The sequence below is a fragment of the Campylobacter showae genome, assembly GCF_900699785.1.
GTDB lineage: Bacteria > Campylobacterota > Campylobacteria > Campylobacterales > Campylobacteraceae > Campylobacter_A > Campylobacter_A showae_D.
Genome location: NZ_LR535679.1, coordinates 1,040,861 through 1,061,032 on the forward strand (window position 1 = coordinate 1,040,861; position 20,172 = coordinate 1,061,032).

Sequence of the window (20,172 nt, forward strand, 5' to 3'; positions counted from 1 at the left end):
TTTGTAGTCCGCCTGCATAAAGTGTGCCAAATTTGACCGCCCTAGCCTTTTCGCGAGTTTTTTTCCTCGATACCGCTTAGTCCGAAACGGCGCGCGAGCTCGGCTTTGACGCGGTCAGGGTGAATGCCGTGCAGCGCCAGCGCCACTAGCGAGTGAAAGCATAGATCCGCCGCCTCGTAGACGATCTCCTCGGTCGGCGTTTTTGGCTTTTGGTTTTGAGACGTCTCGGTTTGGCTGTTTTGATTTGCGGCGTTTTCGTTTGAAATTTTAGCAAAATTTTCGTTTTGGGTTAAATTTGACGAAATTTGACCGCCGTTTGCGGCAGAGTTAAACTGTGCAGTTTCGTTTTTGCGCGCCGAGGCATCCTTGCACGCCATCACTAGCTCCGTGGCCTCCTCACCGACCTTTTTTAGGATTGCGTTTTCGCCCTTTTTAAACAGGCTAGCAACGTATGAAGTCTGCGGATCGGCGTTTAGCTTGCGGTCCAATATCGCGTGATAAACCTCGTCGATTATGCCGTAGATCGGCTTTTTGGCTTGGTTTGGATTTTGCTCTTGCGTCAAATTTTGCCCGTCGGCACCGGTTAAATTTGACTCGCCGCCGTCCCCCGAAATCTTTCTAAAGAAGCACGATTTTGCGCCGGTGTGGCACGCTATGCCGCCGTTTTGAACGACTTTGAGCAAGATCGTGTCGTTGTCGCAGTCAAGGAAAATCTCGTCTATGGCCTGCGTATTTCCGCTCTCCTCGCCCTTTTTCCAGATACGGTTTTTCGTGCGCGAAAAATAGTGCGCAAAGCCCGTTTTTAGGCTCAAATTTAGCGCCTCTTCGTTCATATAAGCAAGCATCAAAACCTCTCCGCTCGAGCTTTCTTGCACGACGGCGGGCAATAGGCCACCCACTTTTTCCCAATCTATTTTCATTTTATTTCCTTTTCGGCCGCGGATTTGGCTTGGCGCGCAGGCAAATTTTAGCTATACGAGGGATTTTACCGCCAATCGTCTTAAATTTAGCGAATTTTTTAATTTTACTCGCCGAGACCCGCAACTTTATGGTGCTAAATTTGTTTTTCAAATTTGTCGCATCATTAAAAACTATTTTACTTCTTTGTTAAGTGGAAGGGTTTAAATTGTATTACGATTTTACTCTACAGTTTTCTTTTTCTTTCCTTTGGGAGAGGAAAAGAAAAAAAAGGGGGGGGGTCTACCTACGGTCTGCTTGCAGCTGCTAGCTTGCGAAGCAGAAACCTCCACCTACCCCACTGCACGTGAGATGTTGCTGCGCTATGCGCAGGTTTATCCGGTGCTAATGCGCCGCACGGTTTTAAATTTTACAAGGGGCAAATTTGGCGTTTTCAAAATGCGGGTCTCGGTGGGTAAAATTTGAAGCCGAAATTTACAAATTTGACTTCAAATTTGAGCGTAAAGAGTCAAGGCAAAGTATCGCGAGATGGATTTTTACTTCGCTATGCTCGTAACGCTAAAGCGAGAAAGGGCTTTGCTTCCCTTGCGGTCGCAACTGCAAGCAGAAGCGACGTAAAAATTTAGCGTAGCTGGACAAGACAGTCCGCCGAGCTAAATTTTTACTAGCACCGTTAAAGACGCTCGCGAGGCAAGCCCCTTCAAGCAAAAGTTATTGCGTTATCGCGCTTTGCTTCGCCTTATCCTTCGTATCTACCCAGATATTCGGCACCGCTCCGCCAGGCGTTAAAAATATCTTCGCGTCGTTGTTTTCGCGTAGCGCCTCGTTAAATTTACCCTGCGTCTCGATCTGTTTTAAATTTAGCAAATTTTGATCGAGGCTTTTTGCGACCTCTTTGTTTGCGTAGGCCTGTGCGTCGGCTTCGATTTTAGCTGCGTCCGCACGACCCTGAGCCTCGATGATGGCGGCCTTTGCCGTACCTTCAGCGAGGGCTGCTTTTTTGAGCGCCTCTTGATTTGCGCGCTCTACTTCATATTTGGTTCGCTCGGCCTCTTGTTTAGCGATTTGTACGCGCTCGATCTGCTCTTTTACCTTTTCAGGCAGGATGATCTCGCGAAGTTGCACAGTTAGCAGCTCGACGGGTTTATTTGGCTGCGCGTCGATATCCTTGCGGATACCCTCGTCGATAGCCGTAGCTAGGTCGTTTCGCTTCGTCGGAAGCTCCTCGGCGGTGTATTTACCCGCGATACTGCGCACGACGTCGCGCACGACTGGATCAACGATCTTGTTCTCCCAGCTAAGACCCCAAGACGCGATCGTTTGAGGCGCATTTTCTGGATTTAAGCGGTACTGCACGGTGATGTCGATGCTAACAGGCAAGTTTCTCGCGTCCAAAACGGAGATCGAGTTTTTGCGGATGATACCGGCTTGAGCCTGCGCGCCGTACTTTTGCGCCGCTTCGCCCATATCTTCGCCCGACGTGTAGTTGATGAGGCGTACGCGCGTATCGACCACGATGACTTTTTGCAAAAACGGGATAAAGAAGTGTAGTCCCGGCTGCATCGGAGACGGGTCGTATTTACCCAAATTTGACTTGATACCCACTTCGCCCGAGTTTATCGTGACGAAAGGCTGCGTGAGCGCGATCACGGCCACTAGCGCGATGATGACGTAGGCAAAGGCCGAAATTTTGCCAAACCCCTTAAAATCAGGCGTTTTAAAATTTACTTTCGGCCCCTTGCTCTCGCCGCCGTTATCGTCTCCGCCGCCGGAGCCGCGTTTTTTATTAAAATAATCATTTAAATCCGCTGGCATTTCGTTCCTTAAATGTAAGTTAGCATCGAGGCGTATTTTGGATTGCGTCCGTAAACTACGTCAAAATACGCGTCTTGTAGGCGTTTAGTTACCGCTCCGCGCTCGCCCGCGCCGATAACGCGGTTGTCGATATCGCTTATCGGAGTGACCTCTGCCGCCGTACCCGTGAAAAACGCCTCGTCCGCAGTGTAAGCGCGGTCGCGAGTGATGCGCTCTCTGCGCACTTCGATATATAGATCGCGAGCGATTTTGATAACGGTGTCTTGCGTGATGCTAACTAGGCTGCTGTCGTTTGGAGGAGTGATTAGCGCGCCGTTTTCCACGATGAAAAAGCACTCGCCCGGCCCCTCTGAGATGTAGCCCTCGCTATCAAGCAACAACGCCTCGTCGTAGCCCGCCTCTTTGGCCTCGTAGTTTGCCATTTGCGAGCAGAGGTAGTTCGAGCTTGATTTCGCGCGGCTCATTTGACCGCCGACGTTTAGTTTAGCAAAGCTTGAAATTTTCACGCGGATGCCCTTTTTTAGCCCCTCTTCGCCTAGATATGCACCCCACTCCCATGCCGCGATTGCAGTATTTACGGGAGCTTTAGTGTGAGCTAGACCCATCACGCCGTAGCCTAGGTAAACGATCGGGCGTAGATAGACGTTTGATTTAAAATTATTTGCGCGAAGTAGCTCGACCTGCGCGTCTTCAAGCTCTTTTTGCGTGTATTTGACGTTTAGGATCGTCATTTTGGCTGATTTTAGCAGGCGCGCGGTGTGGTCGCTAAGGCGAAATACCGCTAAGCCCTTATCCGTCATATAGGCTCTTGTACCCTCAAATACGGCGTTTGCATAGTGAAGCGAGTGAGTTAAAACGTGGACTTTAGCGTCCTCCCATTTGACTAATTTTCCATCCATCCAGATAAATTCGGAAGGGTTCATTTGGCATCCTTTTTTATAAAATTTGCTGAGTGTAGCAAAAATATCTTTAAAATTTAATACCCATCGCCAAATTTAGCTCTGTTTGCGGTCAAATTTACGCACTTTTTGTGAGACTTTTTGAGTCGTTTAGGGTCAAATTTGAATATAAAACGACGGGGCGAAACATATGGCAAAAACTGCTATTTTTCTAAAATAATCCTAGTCGCGGCAGGATCTACGCACTCCTCGTCCATTATTATTTCGCCTATCTCCCTTGCTCTTATCACGCCTGAGAGCGGATTTTTCACGCTAGCTATGCCGCCTAAAATTTCTACGTCCACGCTTGAATACTCAAAGGCTAGCGTGGTATCTAGCGTTTGGCAGCCGCGCAGCACGAGATTTTGCACGTAGCAAAGCCCTTGCAAGCTCTCTATCACGCAGTTTTCAAAGGTTACGTTTTTGCTGTTCCATGCGAGGTATTCGCCGCTGATGAAGCTATTTCGCACGGTCACGTTCTCGCAGTTCCAAAAGGCGTCTTTGCTAAGCAGTTTGCTATCCTCGACGAGCAGGTTCTTGCAGCCGTCAAAGCCGTAGTTTCCGTCCAAATTTAGCCCGTAAACGCGCACGTTTTCGCAGTTCATCGCAAAATAATCCCCACGCGCGCAGACGTTTTTTATCTCCACGTCCTCGCAGCTCCACAGCGTCTCCTCGGCTTGGGTCAAATTTACGTTTTCTAGCCTTATGTTTTGGCACCTTCGAAAGGATTTTGGCGCTTGGATTAGCGTATCTTTAAAGCTAACGTCCTGCGCGTACCAGATGCCAGCGCGCGCCATCTGCATCAAAAACCCGTCCTCTACGGCGACGTTTTTAGTGTACCACAGCGGATATTTCCACTCGAAAGTGCAGTTTTTTAGGCGCAAATTTTGCCCGTGCTTTAGCGGCGACTCTCCCGCTGCAAACCCGCACCGCTCAAACTCAGCGTCATTTGCGCCAAACATAGCACGCTCGCCGATAAATTTTTGCTCGACAAATTTTTGCATTTTTCGCCTCCGTCGTTTTTGTTGATTATATCGATTTTACGGCAACAAGGATGTAAATTTGAAAATTCAAAGCGAAATTTGTGAAGCAAACGGGTAAATTTAAGCAGTAGAAAAATCTAGGCGGCGTTTTACTAAAATCCAAGCGTTCAGGCGTTGCTATTGTCTTTCGGAGTCCTATTTTCCCAAACGCTTGGCAGGGAAAGGTAAGATTTAGACTAGCGCAAAGGATGGAAACGCGAGCCTAAATTTTACCTTTTGCGAGATCAAATTCGATCTAAATTTAAAGCCTGCGACCCATCAATTTGAGCGGGCAAATTTAACCGGGTCGCAAGCGCAAAATCCAAACTTACCAAAAAGCGGCCCCGAAGCACATCGGCCGGGAGCCGCTAAATTTTACTTCTCAAACGCCTTTTCTAGGCTAAACGGAAACGCCTGATAGCCCATCGCGTTGGTCATTTTGATTTCGATTGACGGCTCTTTTGCGCCCCATTCAAACTCGTTGATGTGAGGGCTAGGCACGCCGACCGGACGGCCCTTGGCGATGTCAAACTGCATACCCGCGACCGCGGAGTAAACCATCACGCTATCTAGGTCGTCTTGATACTGTGCTAGCGAAGTAACCGAGCTGTACCACTCGCTGCCGCGCTGTTTGCCGTACTCCCAGACTTGCTCGACGGTTTTAGCTTTTTCGTCGATTTTGTAGACGACCGCGCGGGAGTATTTCATGCCAGCCATCGCAGGCTGCTCCATGCCGCGGGTGTCGCCGTTGTCAAAGACGGTTAGATACACTACGCCCTTTTTGGACTTGCTGTCGATGCGAAACGCCGTGTGCTGCGTCCATTGCCAGTCAAATCCGCCCGTCTCGCTCTCATATCCTGGGCATTTTGAGTATTCGTCATCGCAGACGATCTTTTTGCCGTTTTTATCAACCGGCTGAAGCAGAAAGTCTTTAAATTCGTCCTTCCATCCTTTATGCGCGCCCATTATCCACTTGACTTTTTTGTCGCGGCCGATCTTGATGACGGCGTCTTGGTGGCGGCTGGAGATGATGATACTATCATCGCTTGGATCATAATCCACGCTATTTACGTGCGCCCAGTTGCGTCCGGGACCCGAACCCACGATGTCGCCCCATTTTTCGTTCGTATCCATCGCAGCCAGTTCGTCAGTGCTCGCGGTGTGGCCTGCTTTGCTAGCATCGATATTTAGGCACACAGCGCCCTGATCGAGTGTTTTTAGCACGATGTCGCGGTACGGATCTAAAATTTCATACAGCCTAAAATCATCCACCACGTTGCCGTCGCGATCGACCTCAACAATGACGTCGCGCACAGTGCGGACGTTTTTGCCGTCGGCGCGCTTATAGTTGGCGTTTGCCGCGCGGAGGAAATAATGCCCGTTTTGCGCTACGTCCATAGAGTGCGAGAAGTCGTTGTATCCCGCAGGCAGCTCGCGGTTAAAAATTTCGCGGCCCATTATGTCATATTTAGCGTAGCGCTGGCCGTAGCCCCACGTCATCGCGCCGTCGTCGTTTTGCTTAAAGCCCATCATGACGCCCGCGCTAAAGGGCTGCTTGAGGTCGTAAATTTTACTCGGCTCGAGATACCAGCGCACCTCGCCTTTGGTGTCTAGGATGAAGTTGTTCGGGCTATAGTTCCACTCGATCGCGCCACCTGCGGGGTTGTTCCACACGACTTTGGTGCCTTTGCCGGTTTTGTTTACGAAGTTATTTACATAGTAGAGGCGATTAGCGAATTTCGCGCTCGGAGCCTTCACTACTTCGATTTTATCAAACAGCGCGCCCTTTTGAGACGGCATGCCAGAGCTCTCCAAATATATCGCGGGAGCGTAAATTTTATAGGTTTCTTTTATGTGCTCGGTTTGACCTTTATAAATTTTATCGTACTCGACCTCGACGGCGTTTTGATAGTCAGGATATAGTCCGAACACAGGTATTCCGCCATGCGTGCGAAGGTGTTTGTCGGCGACTTTATAGCTGATAACCTGACCGCCCGGTTTTGGCACGATAGTGACTTTCGCGTTTGCTAGCGTGTAGCCACCGTTTTTGATGACCGCCGTTAGAGGCGCGGTGTCGTACGGGTTTACGACCACTTCGCCGATCTTGCCCGGGATACCGTAGTCGATGTGCGAGCCACTCGGTCCGCCGATGGCAAGTGCCGCCGTGCTTAGACCGCCGAGTAATGCCGCAGCTAGGGCGACTGATGATAGAGTTCTTTTCATCTTTTCTCCTTATATAATGATAAATCGTTTCATTGCCGTAATTTTAGTGAATCTTTCTAACGTGAAAATCACGCTAATATTATAAATAGCTTAAATCTAAAGAATAATTCAAATTTTTATATTTTCCACTAAAATTTAGCCTAAATTTTACGAATTTAATCTAAAATTTATCTTAGCGTGAGTTTTGCGGCGGCGAGGGAATATACAATTAACGCAAACGAAATCATTTTAAGGAGCACTCCATGAATCTACTTTCTAAATTTACAAAAGGTTTTCTAGCCGTAGCGATGTTCGGCGCCCTTAGCGCGGCCGCGTTTACCGAGGGCGAGGACTACGTAAAGCTCGAAAAACCGCTATCAGTGGAGCAAAACACGCTAGTTAAGGTCTTTAGCTACGCATGCCCGTTTTGCTACAAATACGACAAAACCGTCACGCCGAAGGTCGTAGAAAAGGTCGCGGGGCTAAAATACGTACCGTTTCATCTAAAAACCAAGGGCGAGTACGGCGAGCTCGGAAGTAAAATTTTAGCCGTTTTAGCCGTGATGGACGAGGAAAAGGGCGTTAGCCTGCTGGATGAGAATTCGCTGTTTAAAAAGGCGAAATTTGCCTACTACAAAGCCTACCACGATCAAAGACAGCGCTGGAGCGACGGCAAGGACGGGGCTGCGTTTTTAAAGACGGGGCTTGATGCGGCCGGTATCAGCGAAGCGGACTATCAAAAAAAGCTGGAGGATCCAAAAGTCGCCGAACTACTTAAAAAATGGGACGAGAGCTACGACGTAGCCAAGATCCAGGGCGTGCCGGCGTTCGTCGTAAACGGCAAATACCTCATCATGACGAAGTCCATCACCTCCCTAGACGGTATGACGCAGCTAATTGAAGAGCTGCTCAAAAAATAGGGCGCGGGCATGAAATTTGCGGAAAAAATAGCAAAATTCGCAGATAGCCGTCTGCCGTGGGCGATCCTTGTAGCGGTGAGCGTGGGACTCGTGATCCTCGCGCACTCGCTGTTTCAAAACTACGTCTATATGCCGCCTTGCGAGCAGTGCGTCTATATCCGCTTTGCCTTTTTGTGCATGGCGCTAGGAGGGCTAGTCGCGATCGTAAATCCCAAAAATTTGCTCCTGGCCGCACTCGGATATCTGCTAGCCTTTTGGGGCGCGATCCAGGGCATAATGTATAGCGTAAAGCTCGCTAGGATCCACGACGCCGTGCATGGAGACGATCCGTTTGGCGTGCAGGGCTGCTCGACCGAGCCGCACTATCCGTTCGGTTTGCCGCTTGAGCGGTGGGCGCCCGATTGGTTCTTGCCTACGGGCGACTGCGGTTACGACAGTCCGCTGGTGCCCGAGGGCGTCACGCTAGACGGCTTTCAAAAATATCTAGTGGATCTTTACGAGGACGGCTGGTACCTGATCCCATCAAGCAAATTTATGTCGATGGCCGACTGCACTCTCATCGGCTTTGGCGTCTGCTTCGTCGTGCTTGCCGCGATGTTCGTTTGCAAAATTTTAACTATCAAGAAAGCTTAAATCGGTCTAAATTTAGACCGATTTTGCTATACTCGCCGCATGAAAGCCTTACGCGAGCATAATTTTAAAATCTACTTCATCATCATTTTCGCAAGCCTTTTCGTGGTGCTTTTGGGCGTAAAAAACTACGAGGACGCCAAGGCGCAGATCACGACGCTCGCGGATAAAAACAAGATCGCCGCGAGCGAAAATATGGTCGGGAATTTCTCGTTTTGGCTGGATGAACGGCTGCGCTCGCTGGTGCGTGCGGCTAAATTTATAGAAAACGCGGGCATCTCACAAGATAGCGAAAAACTCGGCGGCTTCATACGGCTTTTTAAAGAAAACTCCGCGGAATTCGACGCCTTGCAGTTTTTACGCGAGGACGGGGAGATCTTCGTAGACGGCAAGGAGCTGGGCGACGACGAAGCTATGCCAAAGAGCCTGCGTACGGGGCTTGTTTGGTTTGAAGAGACCAAAAGCACGCTCGCGCCCACGGTAAATTTTATGCAGCGCCATAAAATTTTAGGCGAGCCGACGTTAAATTTATGCGTACCCGTCATGGACGGCGGCTCGTTTGCGGGGGTGTTTTGCGGCGTGGTGAAGCTGCAAAACATACTAAAAAATATGGAAAAATTTAAGCTAGCGCCAGATTCCTACGCCTTTATCGTAACGCACGGCGGCGAAATTTTAACGCCGATGAAGGACGCGGCACTAAAAAAGCAGATCGAGGATAAATTTAAAGAGCTTTTCCTGCGGGGCGAGGATATCACGAGCCTAAATATCGGATCAAATTTCATCTCCGTCGCCGAGATCCCGACGCTAAACTGGTTCATCGGTGCAGGCACCGATAACGAAAAAGAGCTCGCCGCGCTGCTTAACTCCGTGCTAAAAAACGCCCTCATTCTGCTTTTTGCGTTCGCGGCGCTGGCGCTCGTGGCAAATTTCTTACATAACTTTATGTACTCAAAAATCAAAAACCTGCAAGACGACTACGAAGCCCTGCTCAAGCACAAAGCGCGCATGAGCGAGGCGGGCGAGCTAATCAGCGGCATAAATCATCAGTTTATACAGCCCGTAAATTCGCTAAATTTGATGATATCAAGCCTGCTTATGCTGCAAAAAGACGGCAAACTAGACGCCGCGACGCTAGAGCATATGCTGCAAAAAGGGCAGGCTGCGACCGTGCTTTTAAGCGATACGATCGAAATTTTTAGAAATTTTTATAAAAGTAGCGACGCTCCGCAAAAATTTAGCGTACAGCGCTGCATAAAAGACCTGCTAAAGCTCATGCACACCGAGCTTAGCAAAGCAAACGTCGCAGTAAGCCTGCGCGAGTTTAAAGACGAAGAGGCCACGCAGCGCATGGGCATCGTGCAGCAAATTTTGCTCATCCTCATTCACAACGCCAAGGACGCGGTCGTGGAGCGATACAAAGAGCAGATCGCCAAGCGGCAAGTTTTTATCGACGTCAAATTTGAAAACGGTACGTGCAAGATAGCCGTCACAGACTACGGTAGCGGCGTGAGCAAGGCGGCTCGGGATAAAATTTTAACCCAGCCAAAAACCACCAAAAAGCAAGGAAGCGGCATCGGGCTGTATTTTGGCAAAAAGCTGGCAAACGAAAAGCTCGCAGGCGACATCAAGTTGCTAAGCGCGGGCGATCCGACGACGTTTGAGCTCGGCTTTGAGATAAATTTAAAGGAGTGAGATGCAAGAGCACTTAAAGCTGCTTAAAGACCTAACCGTCCTCATCGTAGAAGACGACGAGATCGCAAGGGAGCTGCTAATAGGCGGGCTAAAACCCTACTGCCTAAGCGTCTGGGGCGCGGCAGACGGGCTGGAGGGGCTGGAGCGATTTAAAAAGCTAGCCCCCGCCGTCGTCATCACCGACATCCACATGCCCGCGATGAACGGCTTTGAGATGATAAAAGAGATACTGCGTATCAAACCGGCGCAAAAATTTATCGTCTTCACCTCCTACGACACCGACGACAACCTCATCAAAAGCATCGAGCACGGCGCGGCGTCTTTTTTAAAAAAGCCGGTCGATATCGCGGCGCTCTGCCGCCTGCTCGTGGCTCTAACCTACGAAAAGGGCGAAAAGCTCGTGCGCTTGGGCCCGCAAACGAGCATAAATCTCGCCAAAGAAAAGATCTACAAAAACGGCAAGGAGATCTATCTATCATTTTTGCAAAACAAGCTCTTTTGGCTCTTTGCGTATAATCTAAACAAGCTCGTGAGCTACGAGATGATCGAGGAGTTCGTCTACGAGGGCGAGCAAACGAGTAAGGGCGCGATACAAAACGTCGTGCTGAGGCTAAAGCGGGAGCTGGGGGTTAAATTTAAAAATATCAGTGAAAGTGGATATATACTGCTAAGCGACTAAATATATTAATAGATATTTAAGGCACACAGCACTAAAATAATCTCAGAATTATTTAAGCAGGAGTTTAATAATGAGCTACGGGATGAAATATAAGGCATTAACCTTTTCAGACGAAGAAATAGCAGCGCTATTTGGTCACGAAGCTGCTGAAGACGAGAAACCAGATAGACTAATGGAATACTATTTTAAAGGTACTATTTATGAACAAATATATGCCGATTTACCACTACGCATAGTTGTTGGACATAAAGGCATAGGCAAGTCAGCTGTTTTTCAGGTGATGAAAAGAGAATTTGATGATGCTGGAGTATTGACAATAATGCTAACACCTGATGACATACTAGAGCTTGGCGAGCAAGAAACAGATATGCTAAAGCTAATTAGAATATGGAAAAAGGAATTAGCGACAATAATAGCAAATAAGGTTTTAGATAAATTTGGTGACAATGTAAATCCTATAAAAAATCTAACCAGCAACATAGTAAATGCTATCATAAGTCATCTTGAAAGTAGTGGATTTAAGATAAGAGATGGAATGAATAAGGCGTTAGAATACTTTACTAAAAAGCAAAAAGTAGTGGTATTTATTGACGATTTGGATCGTGGCTGGGAAGGCAAAAAAAGCGATATAAATAGAATATCTGCTATGCTAAATGCCATAAGGGATATTTCAAGAGATAATCCTACGATAAATTTTAAAATTAGCCTTAGAACAGATGCGTACTATTTATATAGAACAAATGATGAGTCCACGGATAAAGTTGAAGGAAGCGTAGTGTGGATGACTTGGAATAACTTTGAAATTTTGGCACTCCTAGCAAAAAGAATAGTAACTTATTTTGAAGGCAATGTTTCAGAGCAAGTATTATTAAAAGCCAAACAAGAAGAAATTGCCAATACTGTTTTAAAATATGTATTTGAGGAGCGTTTTGGTGGGCGCGGCGGATGGAAAGATATTCCTACTTACAGATTACTTATGTCATTAATACGAAAAAGGCCACGCGATTTAATTAAACTTTGTTCATTGGCGGCAAAGGAGGCCAGAAGAAACAGTAGCAACAAAATAGGCACAAAAGAATTTGACAAAATATTTGAGACTTATTCCCAAGGGAGACTGAGGGATACAATAAATGAATTTAAATCCGAACTAAAAGATATAGATAAATTACTAATCAATATGAAACCCACAAAAAACGAAAAAACTACCAAGGAGGCTTATCAATTTTGTACAGATAAATTATTATCAAAAGTTAGAAACATAATGAGTATGAATAATTTTCATTTTTCGAACGGTAACAGAGCAGAGGCAAAAGAACTTTGCGCCTTTATGTATAAAATTAATTTCTTAACTGCACGTAAAAGAAATGATGACGGCAAAATAGAACGAAAATACTTTGAAGAAAATAATTTTTTAGCGAATAGTTTTTCTGATTTTGGATTTGACTGGGAAATACATCCAGCCTACAGGTGGGCACTACAGCCAGACAATATACTTTCTATTATGGACACCTTAGTCCAATACAAGGATGAGTAAAGAGCTATTGCCTTTTACTCTAATATTGCTTACTGTTCCAACAATCGCTTAATTTTCCATTTATCGTTATGTCCAACAACATCTAAAAACTTTGCGTGAACTTTTTGGCCAAGATTTACTTTTAATCACTTGCTAAGTCTGCCACTTTTATTTGTTATCATTATGTAAATAGCTCTAAATTCATCAAATCCGTAAACAAATATTCCAGACGGATTGTGTGTAGTTTAAATAGTTTTTGGCGGATACGACGGGAGCGGACTGGTCGTCCGTGACCCGAGTATCCTAGCCGAAAACTACTTTTAAAATCCAGCCGAGCCGGGGAATCCAAAACCTAAATTTTATTAATTTCGCTGCTACGCGCGTTGTACACAAACCAGCTCAAAATCATCACCAAACAAAACGCCCCAAACACCGCAAAAAACGCAAAATTCGCCCATGCGTAAATTTTGATAAATCCCGCCTCGTTCACCGCGCTAAAATCAGGCGCAAAAAGGCTCGGGTAAATTTCATTTAGCGGCAGCGCAAAAGGAAAACTAATCTCGCTAACGCCGCTAAAATCGCTCGTAGAGTAATCAAGTCCGAATATCACGCCCAAAAAAATCAAGAAAAATCCCGCGAGCTTGACGCCAAATACCTTAGGCGCGCACATCGCCACGCACACGCCAAACGCCGCAAACAGCGTCGCAAAGCGTAGCTTTACTACGAGCGCGTCGGCTACCGCGCCGCCTAAAAACAGCTCGCACAGTATAAATTTGACCGCCAAAACCGCGAGCAACGCCGCCCAAAACGCCCGCCTTCGCTGCAAGTTGTACACAAAGCAGACAAAGCCCTTGTTTTCGATATTGTAGTCCATTATTTTGCTAGCAGCTCCTTGACTGCCGCCGCCATCGCGTCTACCGAGCCGATCGCCTTCACGTTGATCAGGTACTTACCGCCGACCACGTATGCAGGCACGCCCTGGATCTTAGCCACGTCGTAGCTATCGTCCCATGTTTTTAGGATCTCTTGAGCGCGCTCGCTGGCTAGCGCCTTGTCGTAGTCCGCGTCGCTCACGCCCGCCGCGCTAAGAGCCTCTTTGATAAACCTAGCCTTATCTTTGCCGCCGTTAAAATCGTCATCCTTATCGTGAGTGGCCTTGTAGATCGCAAATTTAGCCTTTTTAAATTTGGACTTATCGCTAAGCAAACTAACATCGCTAGCCTCGTCTAAAACGATCATCGCGGCAAAAATTTTGCTCGCCGTTTCGCCCAGTTTGCCCTTTGTTTTTAGGTGGTACGGGATAAATTTGACTCCGTCTAGCTCGCTAAATAGCTTCGGCGTGACGGTTCGGTCAAATTTGTAGCAGTGGACGCACTCGTAGCTAAAGACCTTTACTACGCTATCTTTAGGCACGCTTAGAGGCTTTTCTAGCGTCTGATAGTCCGTGCCTTCCTCCAGCGCGTTTGCACCGATGCCCAGCAAGCAAACGGCGGCTAGAGCTCGTATAATCTTGGAGATCGTTTTCATCGAGTTTCCTTTACGGTAATTTTTAAAGATTGTATAAAATAAAGGGTAAATTTGAGATTAAGCAGGCTAAACTCGGCAAATTTGACGGGTTAAATTTGACGGCGTTGCGGATAAGATTTCGGCAAGCGGATTAAATTTAAACAAAGCGGCGAGCCGAATTTTCTCTCAAATTTTACTCGCCGCAAAATCCCAAATCCAGCCGCGCGCCCGATTTTGACGGCGGCTAGAAAAACTAAACCGGAAAAGGCTAAATTTAATAGTTAAAGATATTCGGATCGATCACCATCGCGCGGTAGGCTACGTCGTCTCTAGACGCCGACTCCACGTCCATCTCAAATTTGACGTCGTTGCTCTTCGGATCGATCTCCACGAGCACCATTTTGATCGTCTTATCGGGCTTTAACAGATAGACGTTCGAGCTTGAGATGAAGTACGTGCTTTTATCCTTTTGCCACTCCACGATGCTAGTAACCGCGCTATAGAAGTCAAATCCGCGCTCCTTGCCAAACTCCCACGTCTGCTCGACGGTGCCCTTTTTCTCGTCGATCTTGTACTCGACTGCGCGAGAGTATTTTTCCTCTTTTAGCGCAGGCTGCTCCATGCCTCGGCCGTCGCCGTTGTCAAATACGCTGATGTGCTTTACAGAGCCCTTGTTATCATAGCGCGGAGTGAGCCACGCGGTGTGCTGCGTCCACGACCAGTCGAAATCGCCCTCGCATTTTGAGTTTTCGCATTTGATTTTGTTGCCGTTTTTATCCACGGGCACTAGCACTTTTTCTTTAAAGTCCGCACTCCAGCCCTCAGGACTTGCTAGGATCCATTTTACCTTTTTGTCGCGGCCGATCTTAACGATGCCTTGGTGGCGAAGCGAGAGGATGATGCCGTCGTCGCTAGGATCGTGCGAGATCGAGTTTACGTGCGCCCAGTTGCGTCCCGTGCCGGTCGAGGTCACGTCGCCGAATGGCAGATCGTCGCTGATTTTGATCTCTTTGGCGTCCATGTCGATATTTAGGCACACGGCGCGAGCGTCAAGAGCCTTGATGAGGTTGCTGCGGTAGACGTTTTTGCCGAAAATTTCATTCAGATCCCACTCGTCCACGACCTTGCCGCTGCCGTCCACTTCGATGATATGATCTCTGATCGTGTGCGAGAGCCTGCCATCTGCGTGGTGGTAGTTGTACTTACCGACGCGAAGCAGTAAGTGATCATTTTTTAGCGGCATTACTTCGTGGCTAAGATCGATGTAGCCGCGCGGCAGCTCGCGATTATACACCTCCTTGCCCATCATATCGTAGCGCATATATCGCTGCGCCATACCCCAGCTCAGATCGCCGTTTGGCAGCTGATGAAAGCCCATCATCATGCCGCCGTCCATCACTCTGCGCTCGCTGCGGTCGTAAAATTTCTGATAGTCCAGATACCATCTGACCTCGCCCTGCGTATCGACGACGAAATTTTCGGTGAAGTCGTTCCAGCTAGCGGCACCGCCGTTTTTCCAGTCAAGCGGCTTATAAACGCTCGTGATCGTGTTGTTGATGAGATAGAGCCTGTTTTTAAACGCAGGATCGACCTTTTTGACCTTCATCTTTTGCATTTGGCTAAATCTATAATCGCGGCTATACGTCACGATCGGCTGGGCGTAAATTTTATACTTTTCGACCTTCTTTTCGCCGTTAAAAACGTAGCTTACTTCGACCTCGTTTAGATAGTCGGGATAAAGTCCCCAGATCGGCACGCCGTCATGCGTCAGCAGCGCATGCTCGGAGACGTTATAGGCGATGTCGATACCGCCGCCAGGTTTGCCCAGAACCCGCACGTGGATATCCTTGATATCCTTGCCGGCGCGATCGATGATAGCGGTCAGAGGCGCCACGTCGTAGGGGTTAATAAACACCGAACCAAGCTCGCCCTGCACCTTCACCTGATGCGCTAGCACCGCAGCGCTCGCCGTCTGCGGCACCGCTATAAACGCGCCGCCCGCTAAGGCCGCAGCCAAAACGATAGAACCGAAAAAACTCTTACGCATATTCGCTCCTTTTGGGTAAATTTAGCTAATTTTACTACTACCAAATCACATAATAATCATACTAGCTTTAAATTTTACTTAAATATCAAATTTAAAGCTATATTTTAATAAAAAGGCTTAAATTTTAAAACGAGAGCGAGCCGGATAACGGGTCAAATTTTGATATAATTAGCCCGAATTTATCAAATTTAAGGAGAAAAAATGCCTTTCATAAACGTAAAAATGGCAGGCCCGGAGCCGACAAAAGAGCAAAAGCAAAAGCTGGTCGAGGAGATGACCGACACCATGGTGCGCGTGCTGGGCAAAAATCGCGAGCGAGTGCAAATCTATATCGAGACATACGACGCAAGCTCGATAGGCTCGGGCGGCAAGACGCTTGAGGAGATTAGAAAGGAGCAAAAATGAGCGAATTTTCTAAAGAGGATTTGGAACGAAAAATCACGCTAGTAGCGGGCGATACGGCGCCCGAGTTTAGCCTAGAAAACGCCGACGGCGTAAGCGTCAGCCTAAAAGACTTCGTCGGTAAAAACGTCGTGCTGTATTTTTACCCAAAGGACAACACTCCGGGCTGCACGACCGAAGCATGCGAATTTAGCGCGCTTTACGACGATTTTATCGCTAAAGACACCGTGATCGTGGGAGTAAGCCCCGATAGCGTCAAGTCACACGCGGGCTTTGCGCAAAAACAGAGCCTAAAACACATCCTGCTAAGCGACCCCGCGCACGAAGTCGCCAAACTCTACGGCGTCTGGCAGGTGAAAAAAAACTACGGCAAAGAGTATCTGGGTATCGCGCGCTCGACCTTTGTGATCGGCAAGGACGGCAAAGTCGCGAAGGTGTATAAGAGCGTGAAGGCAAAGGAGCATGCGGCAAAGGTTTTGGCCGATCTAGTTAAATAAATTTGCTTGGCGGCTTGTCTCGCGAGCGCTTTTAAATGATTTTTGCTTCGCTGCACTCGCAACTGTAAGCAGAACGTAAATTTCGCCCTGCGACAGACTACATGTCTAGTCTTGGGACGAAATTTACTTCAAAACATTTAAAATCATCTCACGATACTTTGCCTTAGCTTTTTTACGTCCAAATTTGAGTCGCCGAAACCCGCAACTTGACGGCGTTAAATTTAACTCTGCCGTAAATTTAAAATGTGTGGCGCAGTAACACCATATAAACCTGCACGTAGTGCAGCAACTTCTCACGTGCAGTGGGGTTAGAGAGGGCTTGGGAGAGGAAGGGGCGACGCTTCGTAAGTAGAATCCCCCTTCCTCTCCCAAAAAAAGAAAAAGGGAGCTCTTTTGCTTCAGCTACGCTTCACAACTGCAAAGCAAAGCGTAATTTAAGCACAACCCCCTTTAACAAGAAAGATTAAATTTAATGCACAGCGCTAAATTTAATCAAACCAAATTTAGCGCCTTAAAGGCGCGGGTCTCGGTGCGTCAAATTTAAAATATTCCCCGCAAATTTAACCTAAAATCCCGTCAAATTTCCGCTCAAATTTTTGATAACGATTATTTTCTAATTATCAAAATATTTATAATGGAGGAGTAATATTTCAGTTATTAAATAATCTTTCAAGGAGAAAAAATGGTTAAGTTACAAGAAAAATACGGCCTTTTTATAAACGGAAAATTCGTCCCCGCAAGCAGCGGCAAGACGCTAGATACCTTTGATCCCGCCACCGGCAAAAAGCTAGCCGCGATCGCGGACGCGAGTAAAGAGGATGTGGACGCCGCGGTCAAGGCCGCGCGCGAAGCGTTTAAGACGTTTCGCCATAGCACGGTGAGCGAGCGAAGCAGAATTTTGCTCAAAATCGCCGATATAATCGACGCAAACAAAGACTTTTTAGCCGCAGTCGAGACGATGGACAACGGCAAGCCTATCCGCGAGACGCTAAACGTGGACGTGCCGTACGCGGCGGAGCATTTTAGGTACTTTGCCGGCGTGATCCAGGGCGAAGAAGGTAGCGCAAACGTGCTCGAAGAAAAGCACCTCTCGCTAATCTTACGCGAGCCTATCGGCGTCGTAGCGCAGATCGTGCCGTGGAATTTCCCGTTTTTGATGGCGGCGTGGAAGCTAGCTCCCGTCATCGCAGCCGGCGACACGAGCGTGCTAAAGCCGTCGTCTGAAACGAGCCTGAGCGTGCTCGAGCTAATGCGCCTCATCAAAGACGTGCTGCCAAAAGGCGTCGTAAACGTAATCACGGGCAAAGGCAGCGGCGCCGGAGCGTTTTTACAAAAGCATAGCGGCATCGACAAGATCGCATTTACCGGCTCAACCGAGATCGGACGCGAGATCGCTATCTCGGCGGCCGAAAAAATCATCCCGGCAACGCTCGAGCTAGGCGGCAAATCAGCCAACATCATCTACGCCGACGCGGACTTTGATCTGGCTCTAGACGGCGTTCAGATGGGTATTTTGTTTAACCAAGGGCAAGTTTGCTGCGCGGGCAGTAGGATATTTGTCGAGGAGAAAATTTACGACAAATTTATCGCCGCGGCTGTGGAGAAATTTAAAAATCTAAAAGTCGGCGATCCGCTCGATCCAAAGACGCAAATGGGCTCTCAAATTAACGCCAAACAAGCCGCCAAAATCGTCGAGTACATCAATATCGGCGTCAAAGAAGGCGCTAAAATCGCCGTCGGAGGCAAACTCGCGGCTGCGGGCGATAGCTTCGTCGAGCCGACGCTGCTAGTGGACGTGAGCAACGATATGCGCGTAGCCAGAGAGGAGATTTTCGGCCCGGTAGGCGTCGTGATCAAATTTAAAAACGAGGACGAGCTCATCAAGATGGTAAACGACAGCGAATACGGCCTGGGCGGCGGCGTCTTCACGCAGGACATCACTCGCGCTATCCGCACCGCTCGCGCGATGGAGACGGGCCGAGTGTGGATAAACTGCTACAACCAGATCCCGGCGGGCAGCCCGTTCGGCGGCTACAAGAGCTCGGGCATCGGCCGCGAAACGCACAAAATCATCCTTGAGCACTACACTCAGATGAAAAATATCATGGTAAATTTGACGGGCAAGGTTAGTTCGTTTTATTAGAATTTCGCTTAATGCAACTTTAGGTCGGGCGCTTTGCTCGGCCTTTTACATATTTTTTGACTTTTTGAATTTGACGAAACTCTCGTAAATTTGCATAAATTTAGAACCGATTTTATCCGTGCAAAGCACAAATTTAATGCCAAGTCGCCTATTTTGCACCGAAATAAAATCGCCCTCTAGGCCAAAAATAATCGTCAAATTTGGCCAAATTTAGCCTTGTGTATTCGTGTCGCTAAATTTCTAAATTTTAGAGTGCTGACTCTCGCGTTTCATCACGAATTTCTCCGCAAATTTGCCGAAAAAATGATACCCCGAGCCGGCCTGCGCGATCACGTCTAAAAGCTCATCCGCGCGCGTAGTATAAATACCGCCAGCGCAGCTCACGCCTCTATCAAAAAGCGCCTTGGGCGACATCGAGACGGTCGGACCGACGACGATGGCGTCGGCACCGCTCTTTTTTAGGCTCAGGATATCCTCCAGTGTGTCGTTTAGCAGCGTGACGCCGGTTATGATGAGATTATCGGCCGCCCTGATCGCATCTGCAGCCTCTTCTTGCGGAATAAAATACTTAAGCTCATCGTCTTTTAGCGCGCTCTTATCAAGCTCCAAGATACGAAAATCAAGGCCGTTTTTCATCATAAATTTGATGTAAGGCACCAGCGCGCCCACGATCACGCTAAACGAGCCGCGCTTGATAGCTAGCTCTTCAAAAGGATCGGCCCTAAATTTAGTCGCATACGGACTAGCCGAGCGTTCGTAGCACGTCTGCGAAAGTGTGTTTAGGGCGGCTACGGCGATGGTTTTTTTAATAGGACTCTCGCTAGATAGATCTTTTAAAAGAGTTTTTACATTTTTGCCGCAAATATTGCCGGAATTTGGCATTACCATAGCTTGTGACGGGCAACAAACGGCCTGCGGAAAGGACTTTAACGGAGTGTAGCTCACGCCGCAAACTCCGTTACTTAGCTTTACGCCAGTGAAAAATAGCCCGACCACTACGCGCTGCACGCTTAAGTTTTCTATTTCGTCGCCTAAATTTTCATAAATTTGACTTAGGGTATCGCTTAAAATTTGACCCATGATAGGCTCCTTTGCTGATATAGGTGGCAAATTTACGGAAATTTTACAGCAAACTATTTGAAATTTTATTAATCCATATCATATCTGAAATATACGGCACGCTGCGGCGTAAATTTAGTCAAATTTTAATGCTAAAAAACTAAATACAATTTGAACTCTGAGCAAAAC

18 protein-coding genes are annotated in these 20,172 nt (G+C 47.7%); 8 read left to right on the forward strand and 10 right to left on the reverse strand.

All coding sequences use genetic code 11. The features are described from left to right. Positions 1–41: 41 nt before the first annotated feature. The 5 genes from hisIE to E4V70_RS05200 form a co-directional block, all read right to left on the reverse strand. Entirely contained in the window at positions 42–920 is an 879-nt protein-coding gene (gene hisIE, locus E4V70_RS05180; RefSeq protein ID WP_122863409.1) for a bifunctional phosphoribosyl-AMP cyclohydrolase/phosphoribosyl-ATP diphosphatase HisIE, read from the reverse strand. Between the two features lie 709 nt (positions 921–1,629). Continuing rightward, positions 1,630–2,733, reverse strand: a complete 1,104-nt coding sequence (locus E4V70_RS05185; RefSeq protein WP_122863408.1) for an SPFH domain-containing protein — start codon at positions 2,731–2,733, stop codon at positions 1,630–1,632. Between the two features lie 8 nt (positions 2,734–2,741). Beyond that, the gene (gene ilvE, locus E4V70_RS05190; protein ID WP_122863407.1) at positions 2,742–3,656 is read right to left on the reverse strand and encodes a branched-chain-amino-acid transaminase; all 915 of its coding nucleotides are present in this window, start codon (positions 3,654–3,656) and stop codon (positions 2,742–2,744) included. Positions 3,657–3,835: 179 nt separating this feature from the next. Next, on the reverse strand, positions 3,836–4,675 hold the full coding sequence (locus E4V70_RS05195) for a DUF3737 family protein (protein ID WP_122863406.1): 840 nt from the start codon (positions 4,673–4,675) through the stop codon (positions 3,836–3,838). 393 nt (positions 4,676–5,068) lie between these two features. After that, positions 5,069–6,916, reverse strand: a complete 1,848-nt coding sequence (locus tag E4V70_RS05200; protein WP_122863405.1) for an aryl-sulfate sulfotransferase — start codon at positions 6,914–6,916, stop codon at positions 5,069–5,071. A gap of 242 nt (positions 6,917–7,158) precedes the next feature. Between E4V70_RS05200 and E4V70_RS05205 the strand changes: the two genes are divergently transcribed. The 5 genes from E4V70_RS05205 (at position 7,159) to E4V70_RS05225 (ending at position 12,350) form a co-directional block, all read left to right on the forward strand. Further along, positions 7,159–7,815 (forward strand): thiol:disulfide interchange protein DsbA/DsbL, encoded by a 657-nt coding sequence (locus tag E4V70_RS05205; RefSeq protein ID WP_122863404.1) that lies wholly within the window; start codon positions 7,159–7,161, stop codon positions 7,813–7,815. 9 nt (positions 7,816–7,824) lie between these two features. Then, positions 7,825–8,448: a protein-disulfide oxidoreductase DsbI gene (gene dsbI / locus E4V70_RS05210; protein ID WP_122863403.1), complete on the forward strand. Its 624-nt coding sequence runs from the start codon at positions 7,825–7,827 to the stop codon at positions 8,446–8,448. Between the two features lie 39 nt (positions 8,449–8,487). Beyond that, entirely contained in the window at positions 8,488–10,137 is a 1,650-nt protein-coding gene (locus tag E4V70_RS05215; protein ID WP_122863401.1) for a sensor histidine kinase, read from the forward strand. Between the two features lies 1 nt (position 10,138). Beyond that, positions 10,139–10,816: a response regulator transcription factor gene (locus E4V70_RS05220; RefSeq protein ID WP_122863400.1), complete on the forward strand. Its 678-nt coding sequence runs from the start codon at positions 10,139–10,141 to the stop codon at positions 10,814–10,816. A 70-nt stretch (positions 10,817–10,886) separates the two neighbouring features. After that, the gene (locus E4V70_RS05225; protein ID WP_122863398.1) at positions 10,887–12,350 is read left to right on the forward strand and encodes an ATP-binding protein; all 1,464 of its coding nucleotides are present in this window, start codon (positions 10,887–10,889) and stop codon (positions 12,348–12,350) included. Positions 12,351–12,681: 331 nt separating this feature from the next. Here E4V70_RS05225 and E4V70_RS05230 read toward each other — a convergent pair whose 3' ends face one another. From E4V70_RS05230 to E4V70_RS05240, 3 genes are all read right to left on the reverse strand, one after another. Continuing rightward, positions 12,682–13,203 carry a disulfide oxidoreductase gene (locus E4V70_RS05230; RefSeq protein WP_122863396.1) on the reverse strand — a complete coding sequence of 174 codons (522 nt, stop codon included), beginning with the start codon at positions 13,201–13,203 and terminating at the stop codon, positions 12,682–12,684. After that, positions 13,203–13,856, reverse strand: coding sequence for a thiol:disulfide interchange protein DsbA/DsbL (locus tag E4V70_RS05235; RefSeq protein ID WP_122863395.1), 654 nt, complete (start codon positions 13,854–13,856; stop codon positions 13,203–13,205). Before E4V70_RS05235 ends, E4V70_RS05230 begins: the two co-directional genes overlap by 1 nt. A 253-nt stretch (positions 13,857–14,109) precedes the next feature. Beyond that, positions 14,110–15,882, reverse strand: a complete 1,773-nt coding sequence (locus E4V70_RS05240; protein ID WP_122863394.1) for an aryl-sulfate sulfotransferase — start codon at positions 15,880–15,882, stop codon at positions 14,110–14,112. Positions 15,883–16,083: 201 nt separating this feature from the next. Here E4V70_RS05240 and E4V70_RS05245 point away from each other — a divergent pair, with 201 nt between their 5' ends. The 3 genes from E4V70_RS05245 (at position 16,084) to E4V70_RS05255 (ending at position 18,924) form a co-directional block, all read left to right on the forward strand. After that, positions 16,084–16,287, forward strand: coding sequence for a tautomerase family protein (locus E4V70_RS05245; protein WP_002949321.1), 204 nt, complete (start codon positions 16,084–16,086; stop codon positions 16,285–16,287). Then, on the forward strand, positions 16,284–16,781 hold the full coding sequence (bcp, locus tag E4V70_RS05250) for a thioredoxin-dependent thiol peroxidase (protein ID WP_122863392.1): 498 nt from the start codon (positions 16,284–16,286) through the stop codon (positions 16,779–16,781). Before E4V70_RS05245 ends, bcp begins: the two co-directional genes overlap by 4 nt. Before the next feature lie 682 nt (positions 16,782–17,463). After that, positions 17,464–18,924 carry an aldehyde dehydrogenase family protein gene (locus tag E4V70_RS05255; RefSeq protein ID WP_122863391.1) on the forward strand — a complete coding sequence of 487 codons (1,461 nt, stop codon included), beginning with the start codon at positions 17,464–17,466 and terminating at the stop codon, positions 18,922–18,924. A 45-nt stretch (positions 18,925–18,969) separates the two neighbouring features. On the opposite strand, the gene E4V70_RS10720 is transcribed toward E4V70_RS05255, so the two are convergent. Together E4V70_RS10720 and E4V70_RS05260 are read right to left on the reverse strand one after the other, a co-directional pair. Continuing rightward, complete coding sequence (locus E4V70_RS10720; protein ID WP_163026479.1) at positions 18,970–19,122, reverse strand: hypothetical protein; 153 nt, start codon at positions 19,120–19,122, stop codon at positions 18,970–18,972. 42 nt (positions 19,123–19,164) lie between these two features. Further along, a complete protein-coding gene (locus E4V70_RS05260) occupies positions 19,165–20,004 on the reverse strand; it encodes a DUF364 domain-containing protein (protein WP_122863390.1) in 840 nt (279 codons plus the stop codon). Positions 20,005–20,172: the final 168 nt, after the last annotated feature.

Excerpts from the sequence above, each read along its gene's own strand:
- hisIE (WP_122863409.1), bottom strand. The coding sequence starts at position 920 with ATGAAAATAGATTGGGAAAAAGTGGGTGGCCTATTGCCCGCCGTCGTG.
- E4V70_RS05185 (WP_122863408.1), bottom strand. The coding sequence starts at position 2,733 with ATGCCAGCGGATTTAAATGATTATTTTAATAAAAAACGCGGCTCCGGC.
- ilvE (WP_122863407.1), bottom strand. The coding sequence starts at position 3,656 with ATGAACCCTTCCGAATTTATCTGGATGGATGGAAAATTAGTCAAATGG.
- E4V70_RS05195 (WP_122863406.1), bottom strand. The coding sequence starts at position 4,675 with ATGCAAAAATTTGTCGAGCAAAAATTTATCGGCGAGCGTGCTATGTTT.
- E4V70_RS05200 (WP_122863405.1), bottom strand. The coding sequence starts at position 6,916 with ATGAAAAGAACTCTATCATCAGTCGCCCTAGCTGCGGCATTACTCGGC.
- E4V70_RS05205 (WP_122863404.1), top strand. The coding sequence starts at position 7,159 with ATGAATCTACTTTCTAAATTTACAAAAGGTTTTCTAGCCGTAGCGATG.
- dsbI (WP_122863403.1), top strand. The coding sequence starts at position 7,825 with ATGAAATTTGCGGAAAAAATAGCAAAATTCGCAGATAGCCGTCTGCCG.
- E4V70_RS05215 (WP_122863401.1), top strand. The coding sequence starts at position 8,488 with ATGAAAGCCTTACGCGAGCATAATTTTAAAATCTACTTCATCATCATT.
- E4V70_RS05220 (WP_122863400.1), top strand. The coding sequence starts at position 10,139 with ATGCAAGAGCACTTAAAGCTGCTTAAAGACCTAACCGTCCTCATCGTA.
- E4V70_RS05225 (WP_122863398.1), top strand. The coding sequence starts at position 10,887 with ATGAGCTACGGGATGAAATATAAGGCATTAACCTTTTCAGACGAAGAA.
- E4V70_RS05230 (WP_122863396.1), bottom strand. The coding sequence starts at position 13,203 with ATGGACTACAATATCGAAAACAAGGGCTTTGTCTGCTTTGTGTACAAC.
- E4V70_RS05235 (WP_122863395.1), bottom strand. The coding sequence starts at position 13,856 with ATGAAAACGATCTCCAAGATTATACGAGCTCTAGCCGCCGTTTGCTTG.
- E4V70_RS05240 (WP_122863394.1), bottom strand. The coding sequence starts at position 15,882 with ATGCGTAAGAGTTTTTTCGGTTCTATCGTTTTGGCTGCGGCCTTAGCG.
- E4V70_RS05245 (WP_002949321.1), top strand. The coding sequence starts at position 16,084 with ATGCCTTTCATAAACGTAAAAATGGCAGGCCCGGAGCCGACAAAAGAG.
- bcp (WP_122863392.1), top strand. The coding sequence starts at position 16,284 with ATGAGCGAATTTTCTAAAGAGGATTTGGAACGAAAAATCACGCTAGTA.
- E4V70_RS05255 (WP_122863391.1), top strand. The coding sequence starts at position 17,464 with ATGGTTAAGTTACAAGAAAAATACGGCCTTTTTATAAACGGAAAATTC.
- E4V70_RS05260 (WP_122863390.1), bottom strand. The coding sequence starts at position 20,004 with ATGGGTCAAATTTTAAGCGATACCCTAAGTCAAATTTATGAAAATTTA.